Origin of the sequence: Brevibacillus sp. FSL L8-0520 (genome assembly GCF_037963895.1) — a bacterium.
GTDB lineage: Bacteria > Bacillota > Bacilli > Brevibacillales > Brevibacillaceae > Brevibacillus > Brevibacillus borstelensis.
In genome coordinates this window covers 2736977-2752389 of the sequence record NZ_CP150171.1, presented here as the reverse complement: position 1 = coordinate 2752389, position 15413 = coordinate 2736977, and the positions used below count along the sequence as shown (strand labels likewise).

19 protein-coding genes are annotated in these 15413 nt (G+C 51.4%); 5 read left to right on the top strand and 14 right to left on the bottom strand.

What is annotated here, in order from left to right; translation table 11 throughout:
• Positions 1-11: 11 nt before the first annotated feature.
• The 4 genes from nadD (at position 12) to NSQ24_RS13675 (ending at position 4211) form a co-directional block, all read left to right on the top strand.
• Positions 12-656, top strand: a complete 645-nt coding sequence (gene nadD / locus NSQ24_RS13690; protein WP_024984868.1) for a nicotinate (nicotinamide) nucleotide adenylyltransferase — start codon at positions 12-14, stop codon at positions 654-656.
• Positions 656-1489, top strand: a complete 834-nt coding sequence (gene nadE / locus NSQ24_RS13685) for an ammonia-dependent NAD(+) synthetase (RefSeq protein WP_322630254.1) — start codon at positions 656-658, stop codon at positions 1487-1489. The genes nadD and nadE overlap by 1 nt, the downstream gene beginning before the upstream one ends.
• Before the next feature lie 600 nt (positions 1490-2089).
• Positions 2090-3355, top strand: a complete 1266-nt coding sequence (gene ltrA / locus NSQ24_RS13680) for a group II intron reverse transcriptase/maturase (RefSeq protein ID WP_024985202.1) — start codon at positions 2090-2092, stop codon at positions 3353-3355.
• 262 nt (positions 3356-3617) lie between these two features.
• On the top strand, positions 3618-4211 hold the full coding sequence (locus NSQ24_RS13675) for a YdeI family protein (protein ID WP_003386753.1): 594 nt from the start codon (positions 3618-3620) through the stop codon (positions 4209-4211).
• 92 nt (positions 4212-4303) lie between these two features.
• Here NSQ24_RS13675 and NSQ24_RS13670 read toward each other — a convergent pair whose 3' ends face one another.
• From NSQ24_RS13670 to NSQ24_RS13645, 6 genes are all read right to left on the bottom strand, one after another.
• The gene (locus tag NSQ24_RS13670) at positions 4304-4564 is read right to left on the bottom strand and encodes a DUF2573 family protein (RefSeq protein ID WP_003386754.1); all 261 of its coding nucleotides are present in this window, start codon (positions 4562-4564) and stop codon (positions 4304-4306) included.
• A 130-nt stretch (positions 4565-4694) separates the two neighbouring features.
• A complete protein-coding gene (locus NSQ24_RS13665; RefSeq protein ID WP_339166013.1) occupies positions 4695-5516 on the bottom strand; it encodes a spore photoproduct lyase family protein in 822 nt (273 codons plus the stop codon).
• Between the two features lie 57 nt (positions 5517-5573).
• Positions 5574-6287, bottom strand: a complete 714-nt coding sequence (locus tag NSQ24_RS13660; RefSeq protein ID WP_339166012.1) for a 2OG-Fe(II) oxygenase — start codon at positions 6285-6287, stop codon at positions 5574-5576.
• A complete protein-coding gene (locus NSQ24_RS13655) occupies positions 6280-6816 on the bottom strand; it encodes a methylated-DNA--[protein]-cysteine S-methyltransferase (protein ID WP_031933017.1) in 537 nt (178 codons plus the stop codon). The genes NSQ24_RS13660 and NSQ24_RS13655 overlap by 8 nt, the downstream gene beginning before the upstream one ends.
• The gene (locus tag NSQ24_RS13650; RefSeq protein WP_051567426.1) at positions 6800-7420 is read right to left on the bottom strand and encodes a bifunctional transcriptional activator/DNA repair enzyme AdaA; all 621 of its coding nucleotides are present in this window, start codon (positions 7418-7420) and stop codon (positions 6800-6802) included. The genes NSQ24_RS13655 and NSQ24_RS13650 overlap by 17 nt, the downstream gene beginning before the upstream one ends.
• A gap of 294 nt (positions 7421-7714) precedes the next feature.
• Complete coding sequence (locus NSQ24_RS13645) at positions 7715-8239, bottom strand: MgtC/SapB family protein (protein ID WP_003386759.1); 525 nt, start codon at positions 8237-8239, stop codon at positions 7715-7717.
• Positions 8240-8605: 366 nt separating this feature from the next.
• Here NSQ24_RS13645 and NSQ24_RS13640 point away from each other — a divergent pair, with 366 nt between their 5' ends.
• A complete protein-coding gene (locus NSQ24_RS13640) occupies positions 8606-9799 on the top strand; it encodes a saccharopine dehydrogenase C-terminal domain-containing protein (protein ID WP_003386761.1) in 1194 nt (397 codons plus the stop codon).
• Between the two features lie 209 nt (positions 9800-10008).
• Here the strand turns inward: NSQ24_RS13640 and NSQ24_RS13635 are convergent, their stop codons facing one another.
• The 8 genes from NSQ24_RS13635 to NSQ24_RS13600 form a co-directional block, all read right to left on the bottom strand.
• The gene (locus NSQ24_RS13635; protein WP_339166010.1) at positions 10009-10875 is read right to left on the bottom strand and encodes an SMR family transporter; all 867 of its coding nucleotides are present in this window, start codon (positions 10873-10875) and stop codon (positions 10009-10011) included.
• An 80-nt stretch (positions 10876-10955) separates the two neighbouring features.
• The gene (locus tag NSQ24_RS13630) at positions 10956-11228 is read right to left on the bottom strand and encodes a EutN/CcmL family microcompartment protein (protein WP_003386764.1); all 273 of its coding nucleotides are present in this window, start codon (positions 11226-11228) and stop codon (positions 10956-10958) included.
• Positions 11229-11233: 5 nt separating this feature from the next.
• On the bottom strand, positions 11234-12052 hold the full coding sequence (locus tag NSQ24_RS13625) for a hypothetical protein (protein ID WP_243014741.1): 819 nt from the start codon (positions 12050-12052) through the stop codon (positions 11234-11236).
• Between the two features lie 5 nt (positions 12053-12057).
• Entirely contained in the window at positions 12058-12837 is a 780-nt protein-coding gene (locus NSQ24_RS13620) for a phosphate propanoyltransferase (protein WP_024984858.1), read from the bottom strand.
• 11 nt (positions 12838-12848) lie between these two features.
• Positions 12849-13136 carry a BMC domain-containing protein gene (locus tag NSQ24_RS13615; protein WP_003386767.1) on the bottom strand — a complete coding sequence of 96 codons (288 nt, stop codon included), beginning with the start codon at positions 13134-13136 and terminating at the stop codon, positions 12849-12851.
• 13 nt (positions 13137-13149) lie between these two features.
• Positions 13150-14631, bottom strand: a complete 1482-nt coding sequence (locus NSQ24_RS13610) for an acetaldehyde dehydrogenase (acetylating) (RefSeq protein ID WP_339166008.1) — start codon at positions 14629-14631, stop codon at positions 13150-13152.
• A 62-nt stretch (positions 14632-14693) separates the two neighbouring features.
• On the bottom strand, positions 14694-14972 hold the full coding sequence (locus NSQ24_RS13605) for a BMC domain-containing protein (RefSeq protein ID WP_003386769.1): 279 nt from the start codon (positions 14970-14972) through the stop codon (positions 14694-14696).
• A gap of 3 nt (positions 14973-14975) precedes the next feature.
• Positions 14976-15377, bottom strand: a complete 402-nt coding sequence (locus NSQ24_RS13600) for a BMC domain-containing protein (protein WP_024984855.1) — start codon at positions 15375-15377, stop codon at positions 14976-14978.
• Positions 15378-15413: the final 36 nt, after the last annotated feature.

Here is a 15413-nt window from a genome sequence, read left to right as displayed (position 1 = left end):
AGGATTCGACCATGCGACGAATCGGTATATACGGCAGCAGCTTTGACCCCATTACGTATTCCCACATGTTTACGGCAGCTGCGGTAGCGAGCCGCAAGCGCCTCGATAAGGTGTACTTTACCCCCTGCTCCTCCATGCGCAGAGACAAGATTCTGCAAACGGAAGACCGGCATCGCGTCAAAATGCTCGAGCTTGCTTTGGGAGCCTGCAAAAACAAAACCAACCGATTCGGGGAGCCTTTGTTCGAAATCTCTTTGGTTGAAATGAATGCGCTCCCTGGCGAAACCTATACCTATGACACCATGGAGCACTTTCGCAAGCAGTTTCCGGACGACGAGATTTTCTTCATCATGGGCGCCGACCTGTTGGAAGGATTGTCCCGCTGGGGAAATGCAGAGAAATTGGTGAAAAACCACAAGTTTATTGTCATGTCTCGGGAAGGCTATCACATGGATGACTTGATCGCAAAGGACCCGTTGCTCAGAAACAATGACGAAAACTTCCTCACGATGTCAAAAGGCATCAGTATGGGCATCAGCTCCAGCTATATCCGCGGAGAAATTCGCAATGGCGGCGATCCGAGCTTCCTGCTTCCCGACCTGGTACTCGACTACATTTACAAGAATCAGTTGTACACGAAAGAGGTTGGCCGCTAATGAACAGGAACTTGACAAAGCAAGAGAAAATCATAGAGAGCTTGCATGTTCGGGCAACGATCGACGCAGAGGAAGAGCTGCGCTTTCGGGTGGATTTTTTAAAAGAATACCTGTTGAAAACAGGTGCAAAAGGATATGTGGTGGGGATCAGCGGCGGGGTTGATTCTACGCTGACCGGCTATATGGCCCGGGTTGCCTGCGATGAAGCAGCCAAGGAGACGGGCAAGGAATACCGATTTGTCGCTGTCCGCCTCCCCTACGGCCAGCAGTTGGATGAAGATGATGCTCAAAAAGCAATAAGATTCATTCGTCCACATAACACGATTACGGTAAACATCAAGCCCGCCGTCGATGCTTCCATGGAGCAATTCCAACTGGCGACCGGTGCGGCTCTCTCCGATTTCCACAAAGGGAACACAAAAGCGCGTGAACGCATGAAGGTCCAATATGACATAGCTGGCCATTTCGGCCTCCTCGTCCTGGGCACAGATCAGGCGCCGGAAGCCGCTACAGGGTTTTTCACGAAATTCGGAGACGGTGCAGCCGATGTCGCCCCCATCACCGGGTTGACGAAAGGCCAAGTGCGTCAACTACTCCAATACGTGGGCGCACCGGAGCATCTCTATATGAAAACCCCTACTGCCGATCTCGAAGACAACCGGCCGCTGCTGCCCGATGAGGTCGCACTTGGATTCTCTTACGACGATTTGGATAAATACTTGACGAATCAAGCTGTATCAGCCGAAGTGAAAGAAAAGATCGAACGACAATATGACGTGACCATGCACAAGCGCAGCCTCCCTGTGACTCCTTTTGACAGCTGGTGGAAATGAGCAGGAACCTCCGGAGATAATGCGAAGCCGGAGGTTCTTTTTTTGGTGCGCCCAGCATGGGCGATAGCTATAGGGTGAAAGTCCCGAACGGGGGTTGGCTGTACCAACCGTTAGCTCAAGGCAAGGGTGTCGACCGCGAGGTCGAATCTGAAGGAAGCCGGCGGCAAAATCCCGACCTGAGGTACACGAACCCAATTTGAGGCTGTTGTATCCGGGCGAGTCTGCCAAACAAGACAAAGCCCCATACAGCCAAGGGATACAGTAGTAAACTTGGGCAGGTACATGGGATGAAAGTTATCGTTCTTACCTGGGGAGGTCTGCATGAAACGCCTTCAACTGTTGGTAACCGTCTCCGTAAGGAGACGCTGAACATGCAGAAGTCAGCAGAGGCCATAGTACCCGAGTAGAGGACGCTTGAATGGGGAAGGGCCGAACATCAAGTCAGCATGCGATCCATGTCTTTTGATACGGTACGTCGAAGCAGAATTCTGTCAAGGAACTACTTTTGAAGAGCAGGGGTGAAGCCCCGAGGGTACAAAAGAGGGCTGAGTATCGTACAGCAAGCACGGAGTCCGCATGTGCGAAGGAAGGAACATCATTATGGATTTGCTGGAAAAAGTCTTATCACGGGAAAACTTACGGATGGCACTCCAACGAGTGGAGGAAAACAAAGGTGTCGGTGGAGTCGATGGTGTTTCAACCGAACAACTACGCGATTATCTACGTGAACACTGGCAAGCCATCCGCGAGAAGATGGAAAGGGGAACCTATAGACCTTCACCTGTTCGCAGAGTCGAAATCCCGAAACCTGACGGTGGTGTAAGGTTATTAGGCATTCCCACCGTGGTAGACCGCTTTATTCAGCAGGCCATCCTCCAAGTGTTAACGCCGATCTTCGACCCCACCTTCTCGGAATCTAGCTATGGGTTCCGTCCAAAACGTAGCGCTCACATGGCAGTAAGGAAAGCGCAAGCGTATATCTCCGAAGGATATCGTTTCGTGGTGGACATCGATCTAGAGAAATTCTTTGATCGCGTAAATCATGATATTCTAATGAGCCGTGTGGCTCGAAAAGTTCAGGACAAGAGAATTTTAAGACTGATTCGTTCCTACTTGAATGCGGGGATCATGATAAATGGCGTCTGTACAACATCAAGTGAAGGAACACCGCAAGGTGGGCCGTTAAGCCCACTTTTGGCAAATATCCTACTTGATGATTTGGACAAGGAACTCGAAAAGAGAGGCCACCGTTTCTGCCGCTACGCAGACGATTGTAATATCTACGTGAAAACAAAACGGGCAGGGGAACGAGTAAAGAAGAGTATTCAAAACCACTTGGAGAAGGTACTAAGGCTAAAAGTAAATGAGGAGAAAAGCGCGATAGACCGACCATGGAAACGAAAATTCTTGGGCTTTAGTTTTACCTTTGCAAAACAGACAAGGATTCGCATCCACCCCAAATCCCTCCTCAAGCTAAAAGAGAAAATCCGCACGATCACGAATCCGGTGTGGAGCATCTCGATGGAGAAGCGGATTGAAAGAATAAATCAGTACCTCATGGGCTGGATTGGATATTTCGCCCTTGCAGACGCGAAGGGCATTCTACAATCCATTGAGGAATGGACAAGGCGCAGGCTCCGTCTTTGTTTGTGGATGCAGTGGAAACGCGTGAGAACCAGATATCGAGAACTTCGTTCTCTTGGCATATCTCACGTAAAAGCCATTGAAATTGCAAATACCCGCAAGGGTGCATGGCGTACCACAAAATCTCCGCATATACACAAAGCCCTCGGCATTGCCTACTGGCAACAACAAGGGCTGAAAAGCTTAGTGCAACGATATTCTCAAATTCGTCAAGCTTGGTGAACCGCCGTATACCGAACGGTACGTACGGTGGTGTGAGAGGACGGGGGTTAGTCGCCCCCTCCTACTCGATTAAGCCGTCTCGCTGTGGGCAGTTATCTGCAAAGTACGCAAGATTATGATTGAGATCATGCTTCCGAGTGAGGTAGAATTTGGAATGAAATAAAATTGGCGGTCCGAAAGATTACAGAAGAGAATTGAATGGATCAAAAACGGTTATTCTTGACTGTCAGCTCAACGAGAAATTGATGAGGGGTGCTCCTTGATGGCAAATAGCAAATTGAATCCTAAGGTTGACGAATTCGTAAGCAAAGCGGAAAAGTGGAAGGCAGAATATGAAAAGCTGAGAAATATTGTTCTTGACTGTGAGCTGACAGAAGAATGGAAGTGGATGCATCCTTGCTACACGTATGAGAATAAAAACATAGTGTTAATACACGGATTTAAAGAATACTGCGCACTTCTGTTTCACAAAGGTGCCTTGCTACAGGATACCCATGGGATTCTCGTTCAACAAACGGAGAATGTACAGGCGGCTCGCCAGATTCGGTTCACCAATGTTGAAGAAATCATTGAACTGGAAACCGTCTTGAAAGCCTATATTCATGAAGCGATTGAAGTTGAAAAAGCCGGTTTGGAAGTGGATTTTAAAAAGCATACGGACTACAGCGTTGCGGAAGAATTTCAAATGAAACTAGATGAAAACCCTGCCTTGAAAACTGCTTTTGAAGCATTGACGCCGGGACGGCAAAGAGCCTACCTTCTTTATTTTTCATCACCCAAACAATCCAAAACGCGAGCGTCAAGGGTAGAAAAATGTATACCGCAAATTCTCGATGGAAAAGGATTGAATGATTAACAACTACAATCGTCCGTTTATTCGACTCTCACACGGTGAAAAGGCTTGGCAGCATGCACCAAGCCCTTTCACCGCAACCGTTTCTACTATTTTCAGTGCTTCTGGTTTTTTGTTTGGTTCCACTGCTTGATTTGCTCAATGATTCCCCGGATCTGGTCGCGCGCTTCGAAATGTTCCGGCTCGCTCGCCCAATGTTGAACCAGCGGCGGCATCGCTTTTGACATATGTGTATAGAGGCACCAGATCTTTACCATTTCCACGCGCTCTGGCGTTGCTTCTCCCGTCAACAGTTCAGTGAATTTGTAGAGGAGCTCATCAAGCTCTGGAACGAGCGGCGTTTTTTTATCGTCCATGCAGTTACCCTCGCTTTCGGCATTCAACGTTTATTCCTTCGCTTTATTTTACGAAATATTGCTCCCTGGGAAAAGGTTATTCCGGACGTGGGTAAAGATCTGTATGAAACATGCTCCTTCCTGCCCCTGATTAAAACGGGGCAAAGCCCTTTTGACTTACGAAAACCTGATGATCGGGAAAAACCCGTCTCATTCTGTCGTAGACGATTCGATAAGCGGACGGGTCGTACCATTCTTCCATCCCAAGTTCTTCGTACAATGCGCGAATCCCCAATCTTCCCGTGCGTCTCCCGCCGCTGCCGTCCCCCATAAAATAATCATCGACGCAGACACGGCTGACCAAAGACTTCAGCTTTACGGGGAAGTCTTCGCTGCTGGGAAGTAGCGGTGCAATCGTCGCCTGCGTCGGCACACCGGCATCTGCTAGTTCCTGCAGCGCTTTTAATCTTGCTGCAATGGGCGGAGCGCCCGGTGTAAAGTGCTTGCGTATTTCCTCCAGGTCCGTTTCTACGGTCATGCTTACCCGAACACGATCCTTGAGCTGCAATAACAAATCGACATCTCTGGAAACAAGCGGACTGCGGGTTTGCACAAAAAGAAAATCAGGCGGCTCCTCTGTCATGACCTCGAGCAGGGATCTCGTCACTTTTTCCCGATACTCGACAGGCTGATAAGGATCGGTGCTCGAGGACATGAATATCGTTACCTCGCCTTTGGCCTTGGCTTTGCGAAGCTCCTTGTGCAAAAGCTCCGCAGCTTCCTTTTTCACATCCACCCAGGTTCCCCATTCAGCGCCGCGAAACGTCGAGACGGGCATCTGACGCACGTAACAGTATGAGCATCCAAAAGCACAGCCAGTATAGGGATTGAGAGAGTGGCTGTAATCGGATAGAAACCCTGTCCCTTTGTTTAGCAGCGATTTGGGGTACTTGTAGAAAAACTCGCTTTTCATGAAGACTCTCCCCTATTCCTGATACGCCTCCTCGTTATCATAAACGATACATTGTATTTACTTGGCATCGTGAAAAATAATCCCGAGACTGTACCTCGTTCCCGAGGCAACCGTGCTGACTCCGTGCCGAAGCGTAGTCTTGTAGTACCCGCGCGCTCCCGGGACTGGGCGGTGGCTCGTCGGGAAAATAAGTCCCGCGCCCTGCTCCAGACTGATCGCGTGACCTCTACTTTGCGCTCTTGGCCGCTGCTCTACCAGGAGGAACTCTCCTCCCTTGTAATCCAGCTCTTTTTGATTCAAGGCAAGCACGACTTGAAACGGGAAGAATACTTCTCCGTATAAATCCTGGTGCAGACAGTTGTATCCACCTGCTTCATACTTCAGAATCAGCGGTGTTGACCGCACTTGCCCCTGCTGATGGCAGCAGTCGAGAAACTCGGGCAGCGTATCCGGATAGACGATGCCGTGGCCAAGCTGCTGGTGCCAGCGATTTGCAGTTTTCGCCAGCTCAGGATAGAAGCCGTGACGGAGTGTTTGCAGCAAATCGGGAAGAGGAGCTTGGTAGTACTTGTACTCCCCGACCCCAAACCGGTATCTGGCCATCTTGATTGTGCTGCGAAAATGGCTCTCTACCGTATAGGTTTCGATGATTTCCCTGCATTGTTCTTGTGTCAAGATGCCGGGAACTACAGCATAGCCCTGCTCGTCCAGCGTCTGTTGCAGCGTATCCCAATCCAGAGCAGAAATTCGCTGTGCGAGACGATCAGGCATATGTCGGACTCCCTTCGGATTTTTCCAACTGCAGCAGCTTCGTTTTCACATCCAAACCGCCCCGGTAGCCGGTAAGCGATCCATTTTTTCCGATCACCCGATGACACGGTACGGTGAATAGCACCGGATTCGCGCCAATCGCTGCCCCGACCGCCCGGACTGCTGCCGGTTTTTGGATACGCAATGCAATATCTGAATAGGTGCTGGTCTGCCCGTAAGGAATTTCGCGGAGCGCGTTCCATACAGCGAGCTGAAACGGCGTGCCAGAAACATCAAAAGGGATGGAAAAGCTTTTGCGGATGCCTTGAAAATACTCGATCAGTTCTGCTGCATACGGTTGAACTTTTTCATCGTCTTGCACCAGTGGGCTCCCGGAAAAATGCTTTTCCACCCACTCTCTCATTTCCTCCAAAGGCTGATTCGGTGTCCCCACAAAGCAAAGTCCCCTGGATGTCGCGGCCAGGTATATTCTCCAGTTTTCATGAACCAACAAGGTCCAGTAAATCGTCTGATCAGTTTTCGCGTTCATAGTGCAACCTCCCCGTTTCCGATGCTTGTTTATGCCGGTGCCGATACTCGGTAGGCGTCGTCCCGGTCATTTTCTTGAACAGTGTTACGAAATAAGGCGTACTGGACATACCTACAGCAAAAGCAATATCGGTTATCGTTTTATCCGTATCGGCCAGAAGCTGCTTGGCCTTGTTCATGCGCAACTGCTGAACGTATTCGCCGGGCGTCATTCCTTTTACCCGCTTGAAGGTGCGGTGCAAATGATACGGACTGCCGTGGCACATTTCCGCCAAGATTTCCAGTGTTACATTTTCACTGAAATGGCTGTCAATGAAATTCGTAATTTGATCGACCCACTCGCTGTCGGGCAAACGCTGTCCAGTCGGCTTGCATCGCTTGCATGGGCGAAAATGGGCTGCCAGGGCTTGCTGCGCGTTTTGAAAGATCCGGACATTTTGTTTATTCGGAGGCCTGGATTTGCAAGACGGCCTGCAAAAAATACAGGTCGTTTTGACGGCGTAAAAAAACTGAAAATCGTAGGAAGCATCGTTGTTTATGATGGCTTGCCATCTTTCATCTGTTAGCTGTCCCTCGTCGGCAGCTATTTTTGCATCATCCGCCATTGGAATGGAATGATGCTTTGGTTCATGTCCGCCTATGTTTGCCATCAGCTTCACCTCCACCATCAGTATAACCTCGCCGATTGTCGTCTGTACGCAATTCCGAATGGAAAAGCAAGATATTGAAATCGTTCCAGCCTGCAGCGGCAGTGTACTTACTCCATTCAATAAAAAGCAAAAGCATCTCTGTCCCCTCTGCATGGACTGTCCAAACAGACGGGTGAGATGCATTCCCCTTCAGACGAGACGAGCATTGCTTGTTCAGACTTGCGGGCAGGCTAGATACAGTCTACATGACTACATGACCTCCTGCCGCTTTCCTTCGTGTGTTTTGACTCCCTCTTCTTCTATCCGCTTATGATGATTCTCTTCAAAGCGCAGACTTACCCTGGCCAGGGCGAAAGAAACGATCACGGAAAAAATGACGATGCCGTAAAAGCCCGCACCGATTCCGATCCCGATGCCACCCGCAAAGAAAATCATCGCAGCAGACGTCAGTCCCTTTACCTGCAAGCCGTTTTTCAGAATCACGCCTGCGCCCAAAAAGCCCAAGCCAGTCACGATCTGAGCGGCCAGACGCATCGGATCCATCATTGTCCCGCTGTTCGGGGAGCTGTACAGCTTTGTGCTGTAAATGGAGACCAGTGTGATCAGCGTGCAAGCGACGGATACATACATATACGTCTTTAACCCGGCAGGCTTGTTCTTATGGGAGCGGTCCCACCCGATAAACATTCCCAGAACCGCACTGATGATGACACGCAGATACATCTCCAGATTCATGATGACATGCTGCTCATAAATAACCTGCAGATATTCCATGTTCACACCTTCTTTTTTGCTATTCAGGCATTTGCTCAAAGGCAATACCTTATCCTTATGATTCGGAGCCCTGTCATATGAAGACCATCGCGTTCTATTGGAAGAATGGGCAGGACAGGGGTAAATATACTGAATTTTTCGTTTATTATATCACAGGGTATGCTTGTTTTGTTGTTTTTATTTGGGATAAATCATTTGTTTTAAAAAAATATGTGTTTTTTATTCTGTTTTCACGTAAACAAAGGACAAAAAAATAAAATACACAATACATTTACAATTAAAAACAACACAAAACCCAAGCGGTGTGCTATACTAAAAATCAGACAGGCAAAAGAATTACTATTCAGATAACGAGGAGGCTTCGTCATGAAGGTACTGTGTTTAGGTGGGGCAGGACGAATTTGCCGGGAGTCCATTCTCGATCTGGTGCAATACTCCAGCTTCGAGAAAATCACAGTGGCGGATTTCAACGAGGAAGAAGGCAGAAAAGTCGTTGAATGGCTGAATGATCCCCGTGTCGATTTTGTCAAAATCAACGTTTTGGATCATGAAGACACCGTAAACAAAATGAAAGGCTACGACATCGTGATGGATGGCACCACCATCACCCTGAACGGCCTCTCCACTGCCTGCATCGCAGAAGCGGGGTGCCACGGAATCAATCTAAACGGCTTCGGTGCCGAAGATGAATCCGACGAGGTGTTTAGGCGAAATGGCAAGACCTGCGTACCGGGCTTTGGCATGACCCCCGGGGTTACGCAAATGATGGCCATGCATGCAGCCAATCAGCTCGACACAGTCGACTCGGTCCGTGTCAGCCACGGTGCATTTCGCCCCATCGCCTTTTCCCGTTCGATCACAGAAACGACGACCTATGAATACGACCCTCACCTTCCAGGCCGCGTCGTCTACGAAAACGGCGAATTCGTGCAAGTGCCTCCGTTCGCCAGACCACGCGAAATTCAATTGCCTGAACCGTACGGAAAAACTGTCCAGTACATCATCCCGCACGCAGAGACAAAAACGTTGGCCAAAGCACTGGCAGACAAGCAAGTGAGGCTCATCGAGGTACGTGGAACGTGGCCGGCGAAAAACATGCAGCTCGTGCGGGCGATGTACGACTGGGGCATTATGCGAAATGACAAAATTACTGTCAACGGCGCAGAGATCGGAATTCTTGACTGCATTGGCGAATATTTGTTCCATTCCAAAGAAGGTCAGGAGACAGAGCTGTACGGCTACTCTTTGCATGTTGAAGTGATCGGAACGAAGGATGGCAAAAAAGTACAGCATGTCCTCTATCACACCCACCCTGCTTCTGACGGCTCTGTTCCCGGTTGGGAAAAACTGCGCGCCTACACCCGCAACGTCGGCATTCCGATGGCGATTGCCACCGAGTTGATCGCGAAAGGAAGGGTAAAAGGAACGGGTGTACTGATTCCGGAAGAAGCGTTCAACCCTGCAGAGATTTTCGCCGAGCTGGAAAAACGGGGCATCCACATGCACGAGGAAGTAACACAACTGGGTGCGGAAAACGAATCTATGTCTGTGATCCTGTAGCATGAGCCTGTAAAAAGACAGAGCACTCCCTGGAGCTGCAGTTCCTTCTTGGACATCAGTTCCTTCTTGGACAGCAGCTCCTCCTTTAGGCTGCACCTCGTCCCCGTGGTTTCAAAGCGGCAAAACAAAAGCAGGTACTCCCAAAATTCTCGGGGGTACCTGTTTTTACTTGGGAGTTTGGCTCTTGCTTTTTCGAGGGACAGACATCGTCAGCTCAGCTTGATAATGAGGACGCCGCTTAGAATCATGGTGATCGACACCCATTTCACGATACTGACCTGCTCTTTCAGCCAAATGACGCCGATGAGAGTGGCAAAGACGATGCTGATCTCCCGTACAGATGCCACGTACGTGACCGGCGTTGTTTGCATGGCGTAGACCGCGAGCGAATTGGAGATGAACACAAACAGCCCGCCCGCTGCTGTTTGGACCGGATACCGTTTCACCAGTGACAAGTAATCGGTTTTCGTCTCTGTTCTTTTGTCGATCATCCATTTCCCCGCGAACATGCCGATGAAGACGACATATTTGAACAGCAAGCCAGACATCATGGCGGCTCCCATCCCGTCGATCATGCTGCTGCAGGCCGAAAAAGCGCCTGCCAGAAAGACCCATTTCATCCTGCTCCAGTCCGTCAGCAGGCTGCCCAGTTCTTTTGGCGAAAAGCTCTTTTGATTCATCATGAGCACCCCCACGACAATCACGGCAATTCCGATTACCCCTGTCCAAGCGATCGTGGCCCCGAAGAACAAAAAGCCGAGGATCGTGGTGACAATAGGCGCAGTGCCTCGCAATACCGGGTAGGCATGGCTCAGGTTGTTTGTCTGATAAGCTTTGGCCAGCGCGACAAAATATAGAACTTCCGAACAAGTGCTGAGCAATAGCCATTTGACCGCTGCAGGAGGAAAGGGCGATGTGGAGAAAAGATACACAGCCAATGGCAAGTAAAGGATGACAGAGACGCCCAAGATCAAGGTAAAAAAAGAATCGCGTTCTTCAATCTGCTTGGAAACCGCGTTCCAGACCGCGTGGCACAGAGCGGCAAACAACAGAACGAGCAAAATGGTGGTGGACATCCTTCTCCCAGCCCTCTTTTTCAGATTGCCGAAGCAAATAAGCACAGGTGCAGCCTGTGGAGACTACACCTGAAAAGCCGTTACCCTTCTTGCACTTCATAGGAGTCGACGATCCCCACGATGACGGCATCGATGGGGACATTTTTATGGGCAAAGATGTTTTTCGCCGGAGTGCCGCGCGATACGATGACCCGCTCGCCCATTCCGGCTCCGATGCGATCGGCCGCGATCACCGTTGGCCCGCCCTCGTTTTCCTTCCAGTCTATGGGTTGGACAATCAGCAGCTTCAGATTCTCCATGCCCTCTTCTTTTTGCGTAGACCAGACGCTGCCAATCACTTTTCCCAGAAACATGGCGGTCACCCTTTACCGACATAGTGAACAGCGATCCCTCTTTCCTTGAGCAGATCCATTGCCAAGGGAGAAACAATTGCTCCCTGTTCCAGGATCAATCTGTTTTCAGGGAAGTCTGGCTGCGACTTTACCCATTCGGCTGAGATCAGCTTCCCACTGCCCGGCAGCAGCTTGCGCACCCCACCGGGGAGCTGATCCGACTCTTTTAAAGCTTCTGCCTGTCTTTTTGACGTCCATTTTCTTACAGCCGCATTGGCCAATTCTCGTTGCGGGAAAAATTCGACGCCCAGATCCTTCATCTCGCTCACGTGCCGCTCAAACAGCTTTTGGTACGCGGCCGGCAGTGACAGTGTCTTCAGGCAGCGGCGGTCCGAGCGCTTGATTCCAGGCACGTCTTCCCCGACCAGCACGAATTTTCCCAAGACGAGCGCGGAAAAGATGATCTCTGCCTTGATGGTGCCCTTCAATCCGGCGGCGACGCGGGCCGCGTTGTCCAGATCGATTTCCGGGACGATCACGCCGTCGTATTCTTTCGGCAATTCCAATGGGGCTGGCGCGTACTCGTCCGCAGCGATGATTTTGCCTGCGCCTCCGCATTCAATGCGATGCATGCCAAGCCAGGACGAGGTTTCCCCGTCGAGAAACAGGATGTCGTGGCAAATCCCGTGATTCTGCAGCGCAATAAACTGGTCGGCAAACGGCTCATGTGCCGTGCTGTCGCAAAAGATGAACAGCAGCTTGTGCTTCTGCAGCTTTTCCTTCTCGGCTTGCATCGATGCCAGGAGCTCGCGTGTGATCGATTCGACCAGCTTTCTGACGTCCATTTTCTTCACCTCCCTGTAGAGGACAGGAGCTTGCCGTTTTTACCGATGACCTCCATCTCGTCTCCCGTCCGCAGGTTGGCCGCATTCGCCTCGTCCTGGTCGATGTGCAGGTCGAGGGCGAACGCCGGATCGATGCGTACGGCTACATCCGGAAAAATGATGGAGCGTTCACCACTGAGCCGCAGAATCAGGCTGTCGCCCTGTTTTACATCGAATGCAGCGGCGTCATCGGATGACATGTGCACGTGGCGTTTGGCAACGATGACGCCTTGTTTCAGCACGACACATCCGGCAGGGCCGATTAGCGTAATGCCAGGCGTCCCGTCAATCGACCCTGAAAGCCGGATAGGAGGATGGACCCCCAACTGATACCCATCTGTCTTTGATATTTCCACCTGGCTTGCTCCCCGAGCCGGTCCGAGTATGCGCACGCCCCTGATCAATCCCTTGGAGCCGAGCAGTGTCACTGTTTCTTCTGCGGCAAACTGACCGGGCTGGGACAAAGGACGCATCGGGGTCAGTTGATAATCAGGGCCAAACAGTTGTTCCACGTCTTCCGGCGAAAGGTGGACGTGACGGTTTGATACGCCTACAGGAATAACCAGCCGATTTTCCGGCCCCCGTGAAAATGAATCCGGCGACTTGCAAGGCTCCAATTTGATCCCTCTCCCCTTTAGAAAGTCAACAGCGGCCGGGGTCAGCTTGTCGTTTTCATGCAATGGATAAGGGTTGGGAATACCCGTACGCAGCATGGCCCGAAGCGTCGCTTCCGTAATAAAGGCCATAGGCTATGTCATCACCCTTCGCCCTTCGGGAGGATCAGCTCAATGTCGGTATGCGGCCGGGGGATGACGTGTACGGAGATGAGCTGCCCTACTTTTTCTACGGCAGCCGCCCCCGCATCCGTCGAAGCTTTTACGGCACCGACATCTCCCCGAACCATAACGGTAACGAGCCCTCCTCCGACATGGACTTTTCCGATCAGCTTTACATTTGCCGCTTTGACCATTGCATCAGCTGCTTCGATCGCCCCGACCAAACCTTTTGTTTCTACCATTCCGAGCGCTGCCATTTCTCCTGCCATCCTTTACGCCTCCTTACTTGCCGGTTGTCTGCAGCTCCAGCAGTACGCTTTTGATAATCTCCGCTATTTCTTCCCTCGTGATGGCGGCAGGAGGGGCCGCAGAGACAGCGGATGCTTGCGCTGAACCGGACGCTGTATCCAGCTTCATTTCACGGATGCCAAACGCTACCCGTTTTACATTGAGCAAATGCTGAGGGCCGATATTGTCAGATGTGACATTGTTGCCAAGGGAACCGCAGCCTAGTGTAAGCGACGGCATGATGCCTGTCGTAGCTCCGATTCCGCCAAACGTCGTCCCCGAATTGACGACAATCCGCGATGCAGGCTGTCCGAGAGCAAACCTCTCGATCACTTGCTGCTCCTGGCAGTGAATGCCCAGCGTATGCCCCAGTCCGCCAAGCGCTAGCAGACGGCTGCACAGGCGGCTGGCTTCCTGCCAATCCTCAACGGTATACAGCGCTAAAATAGGGGCCAGCTTTTCGACAGAGAACGGATATTCTCTCCCGACCTCGCTTTCTTCGGCGACGAGCAGCTTGGCCTCCGGCGGCACCAGGATACCGGCGAGTTCGGCAATGGCCTGAGGCGGCTTGCCGACGATGGCCGGGTTCAGACCGTTTCCTGCCAGGATGACGGATGCAACTTTTTTTGTTTCATGTTCATCAAGAAAATATGCGCCCTGCTTTTTCAGTTCGGCTACAACCTTTCGCTTGATCGCTTTATCAGCCACCAAGGCCTGCTCGGAGGCACAGATCGTGCCGTAGTCAAACGTTTTGCTTTGGACGATATGGCGAACCGCGACAGGAATGTCGGCACTCGTGTGAAGGTATACAGGGACATTGCCCGGGCCGACGCCAAATGCCGGCTTCCCCGAACTGTATGCAGCCTTGACCATCCCCGTACCGCCTGTCGCCAGGATGACGTCGGTGAGGCTGTGGCGCATCAACTCTAGCGAGGACGCCATGGTCGGCTGGCTCACGCAGCTGATGAGTCCTGCCGGAGCACCCGCCCTCTCTGCGGCGGCCTGCATGAGCTTTGCCGTCTCTGACGAGCATTTTGCTGCTGATGGATGAGGACTAAAGACAATCGCATTGCCTGACTTCACCGCGATCAACGACTTGTAAATCAGTGTCGAGGTCGGATTGGTTGATGGCAAAATGCCTGCAATGACTCCGACAGGCAGGGCCGCCTCCCAAACCTGGTTTTGTTCGTCCCGCCGAATGATCCCAACCGTTTTCATATCTTTGATCGCCTGGTAAACATCGTTTGCGGCGAACAGGTTTTTTACTGTTTTGTCAGCCGCTTTGCCGTATCCCGTTTCTTCCACAGCCAGGGCTGCCAGTCTGCCCGCCTCCGCCTTTGCCGCTTCGGCCATGCTTTCTACGATCTGATCGATTTGACTCTGCGACATGCCAGCCACCAGTTGCTGTGCCGCTTTGGCCTTTTCCAAACAGTGCCGCGCTTCCTGGACCGATTGCAAATCAACGTCTAGCATCACGTGTACCGTCACCTCTTTTCAGCCGTTTGCAAATCTCTCGCTTTTCAGAAAAAAATTGTTCGTTATCCTTCCAGCTTGGGCAGGATCAGCTCAATATCGGAGTGCGGACGCGGGATCACGTGCACCGAAACCAGCTCGCCGACTTTTTCCGCCGCGGCAGCACCTGCGTCTGTCGATGCTTTCACTGCCCCCACATCACCGCGAACCATAACCGTTACGAGTCCGCCACCTACATGAACCTTGCCGATCAGCTTGACGTTTGCCGCTTTGACCATTGCATCGGCCGCCTCTACAGCACCGACCAATCCCTTTGTCTCCACCATTCCCAATGCGTCACCCATGATTCATTCCTCCTTGCCGGTTTCATTTGGATTTTCCTTTTTTGCGTTGTTCTGTTTATCGGCCGTCTCTTTGCTCGTCGACCTTCCTGCTGGTTTGGCGCCCGCTGGTCCCTTCTTTTTGTCCAACCGCTGTAAAACCATCTGCAATACTGTCTGATCAGGCCGCGGAATCACTTGGGAGTGACGTAGCTGGCCAATCCGTCTCGCTTCCGCTTCTCCAACAGTCACGGCTGCTGAGACCGATGCAACATCGCCGACAATGTAAATCGTGACAATTCCCGCGTCTGCCCCCTGATACGTGACACAGCGGACATCTGCCGCTTTGGCCGCGGCATCTGCGGCGGCGACTAGCGCAGGAAAACCGACCGTCTCGATCATTCCGAGAGCGTATCCACCACTGAGCATACCTTCACCCCGCTTTTTTCCATCATCACTCTAACC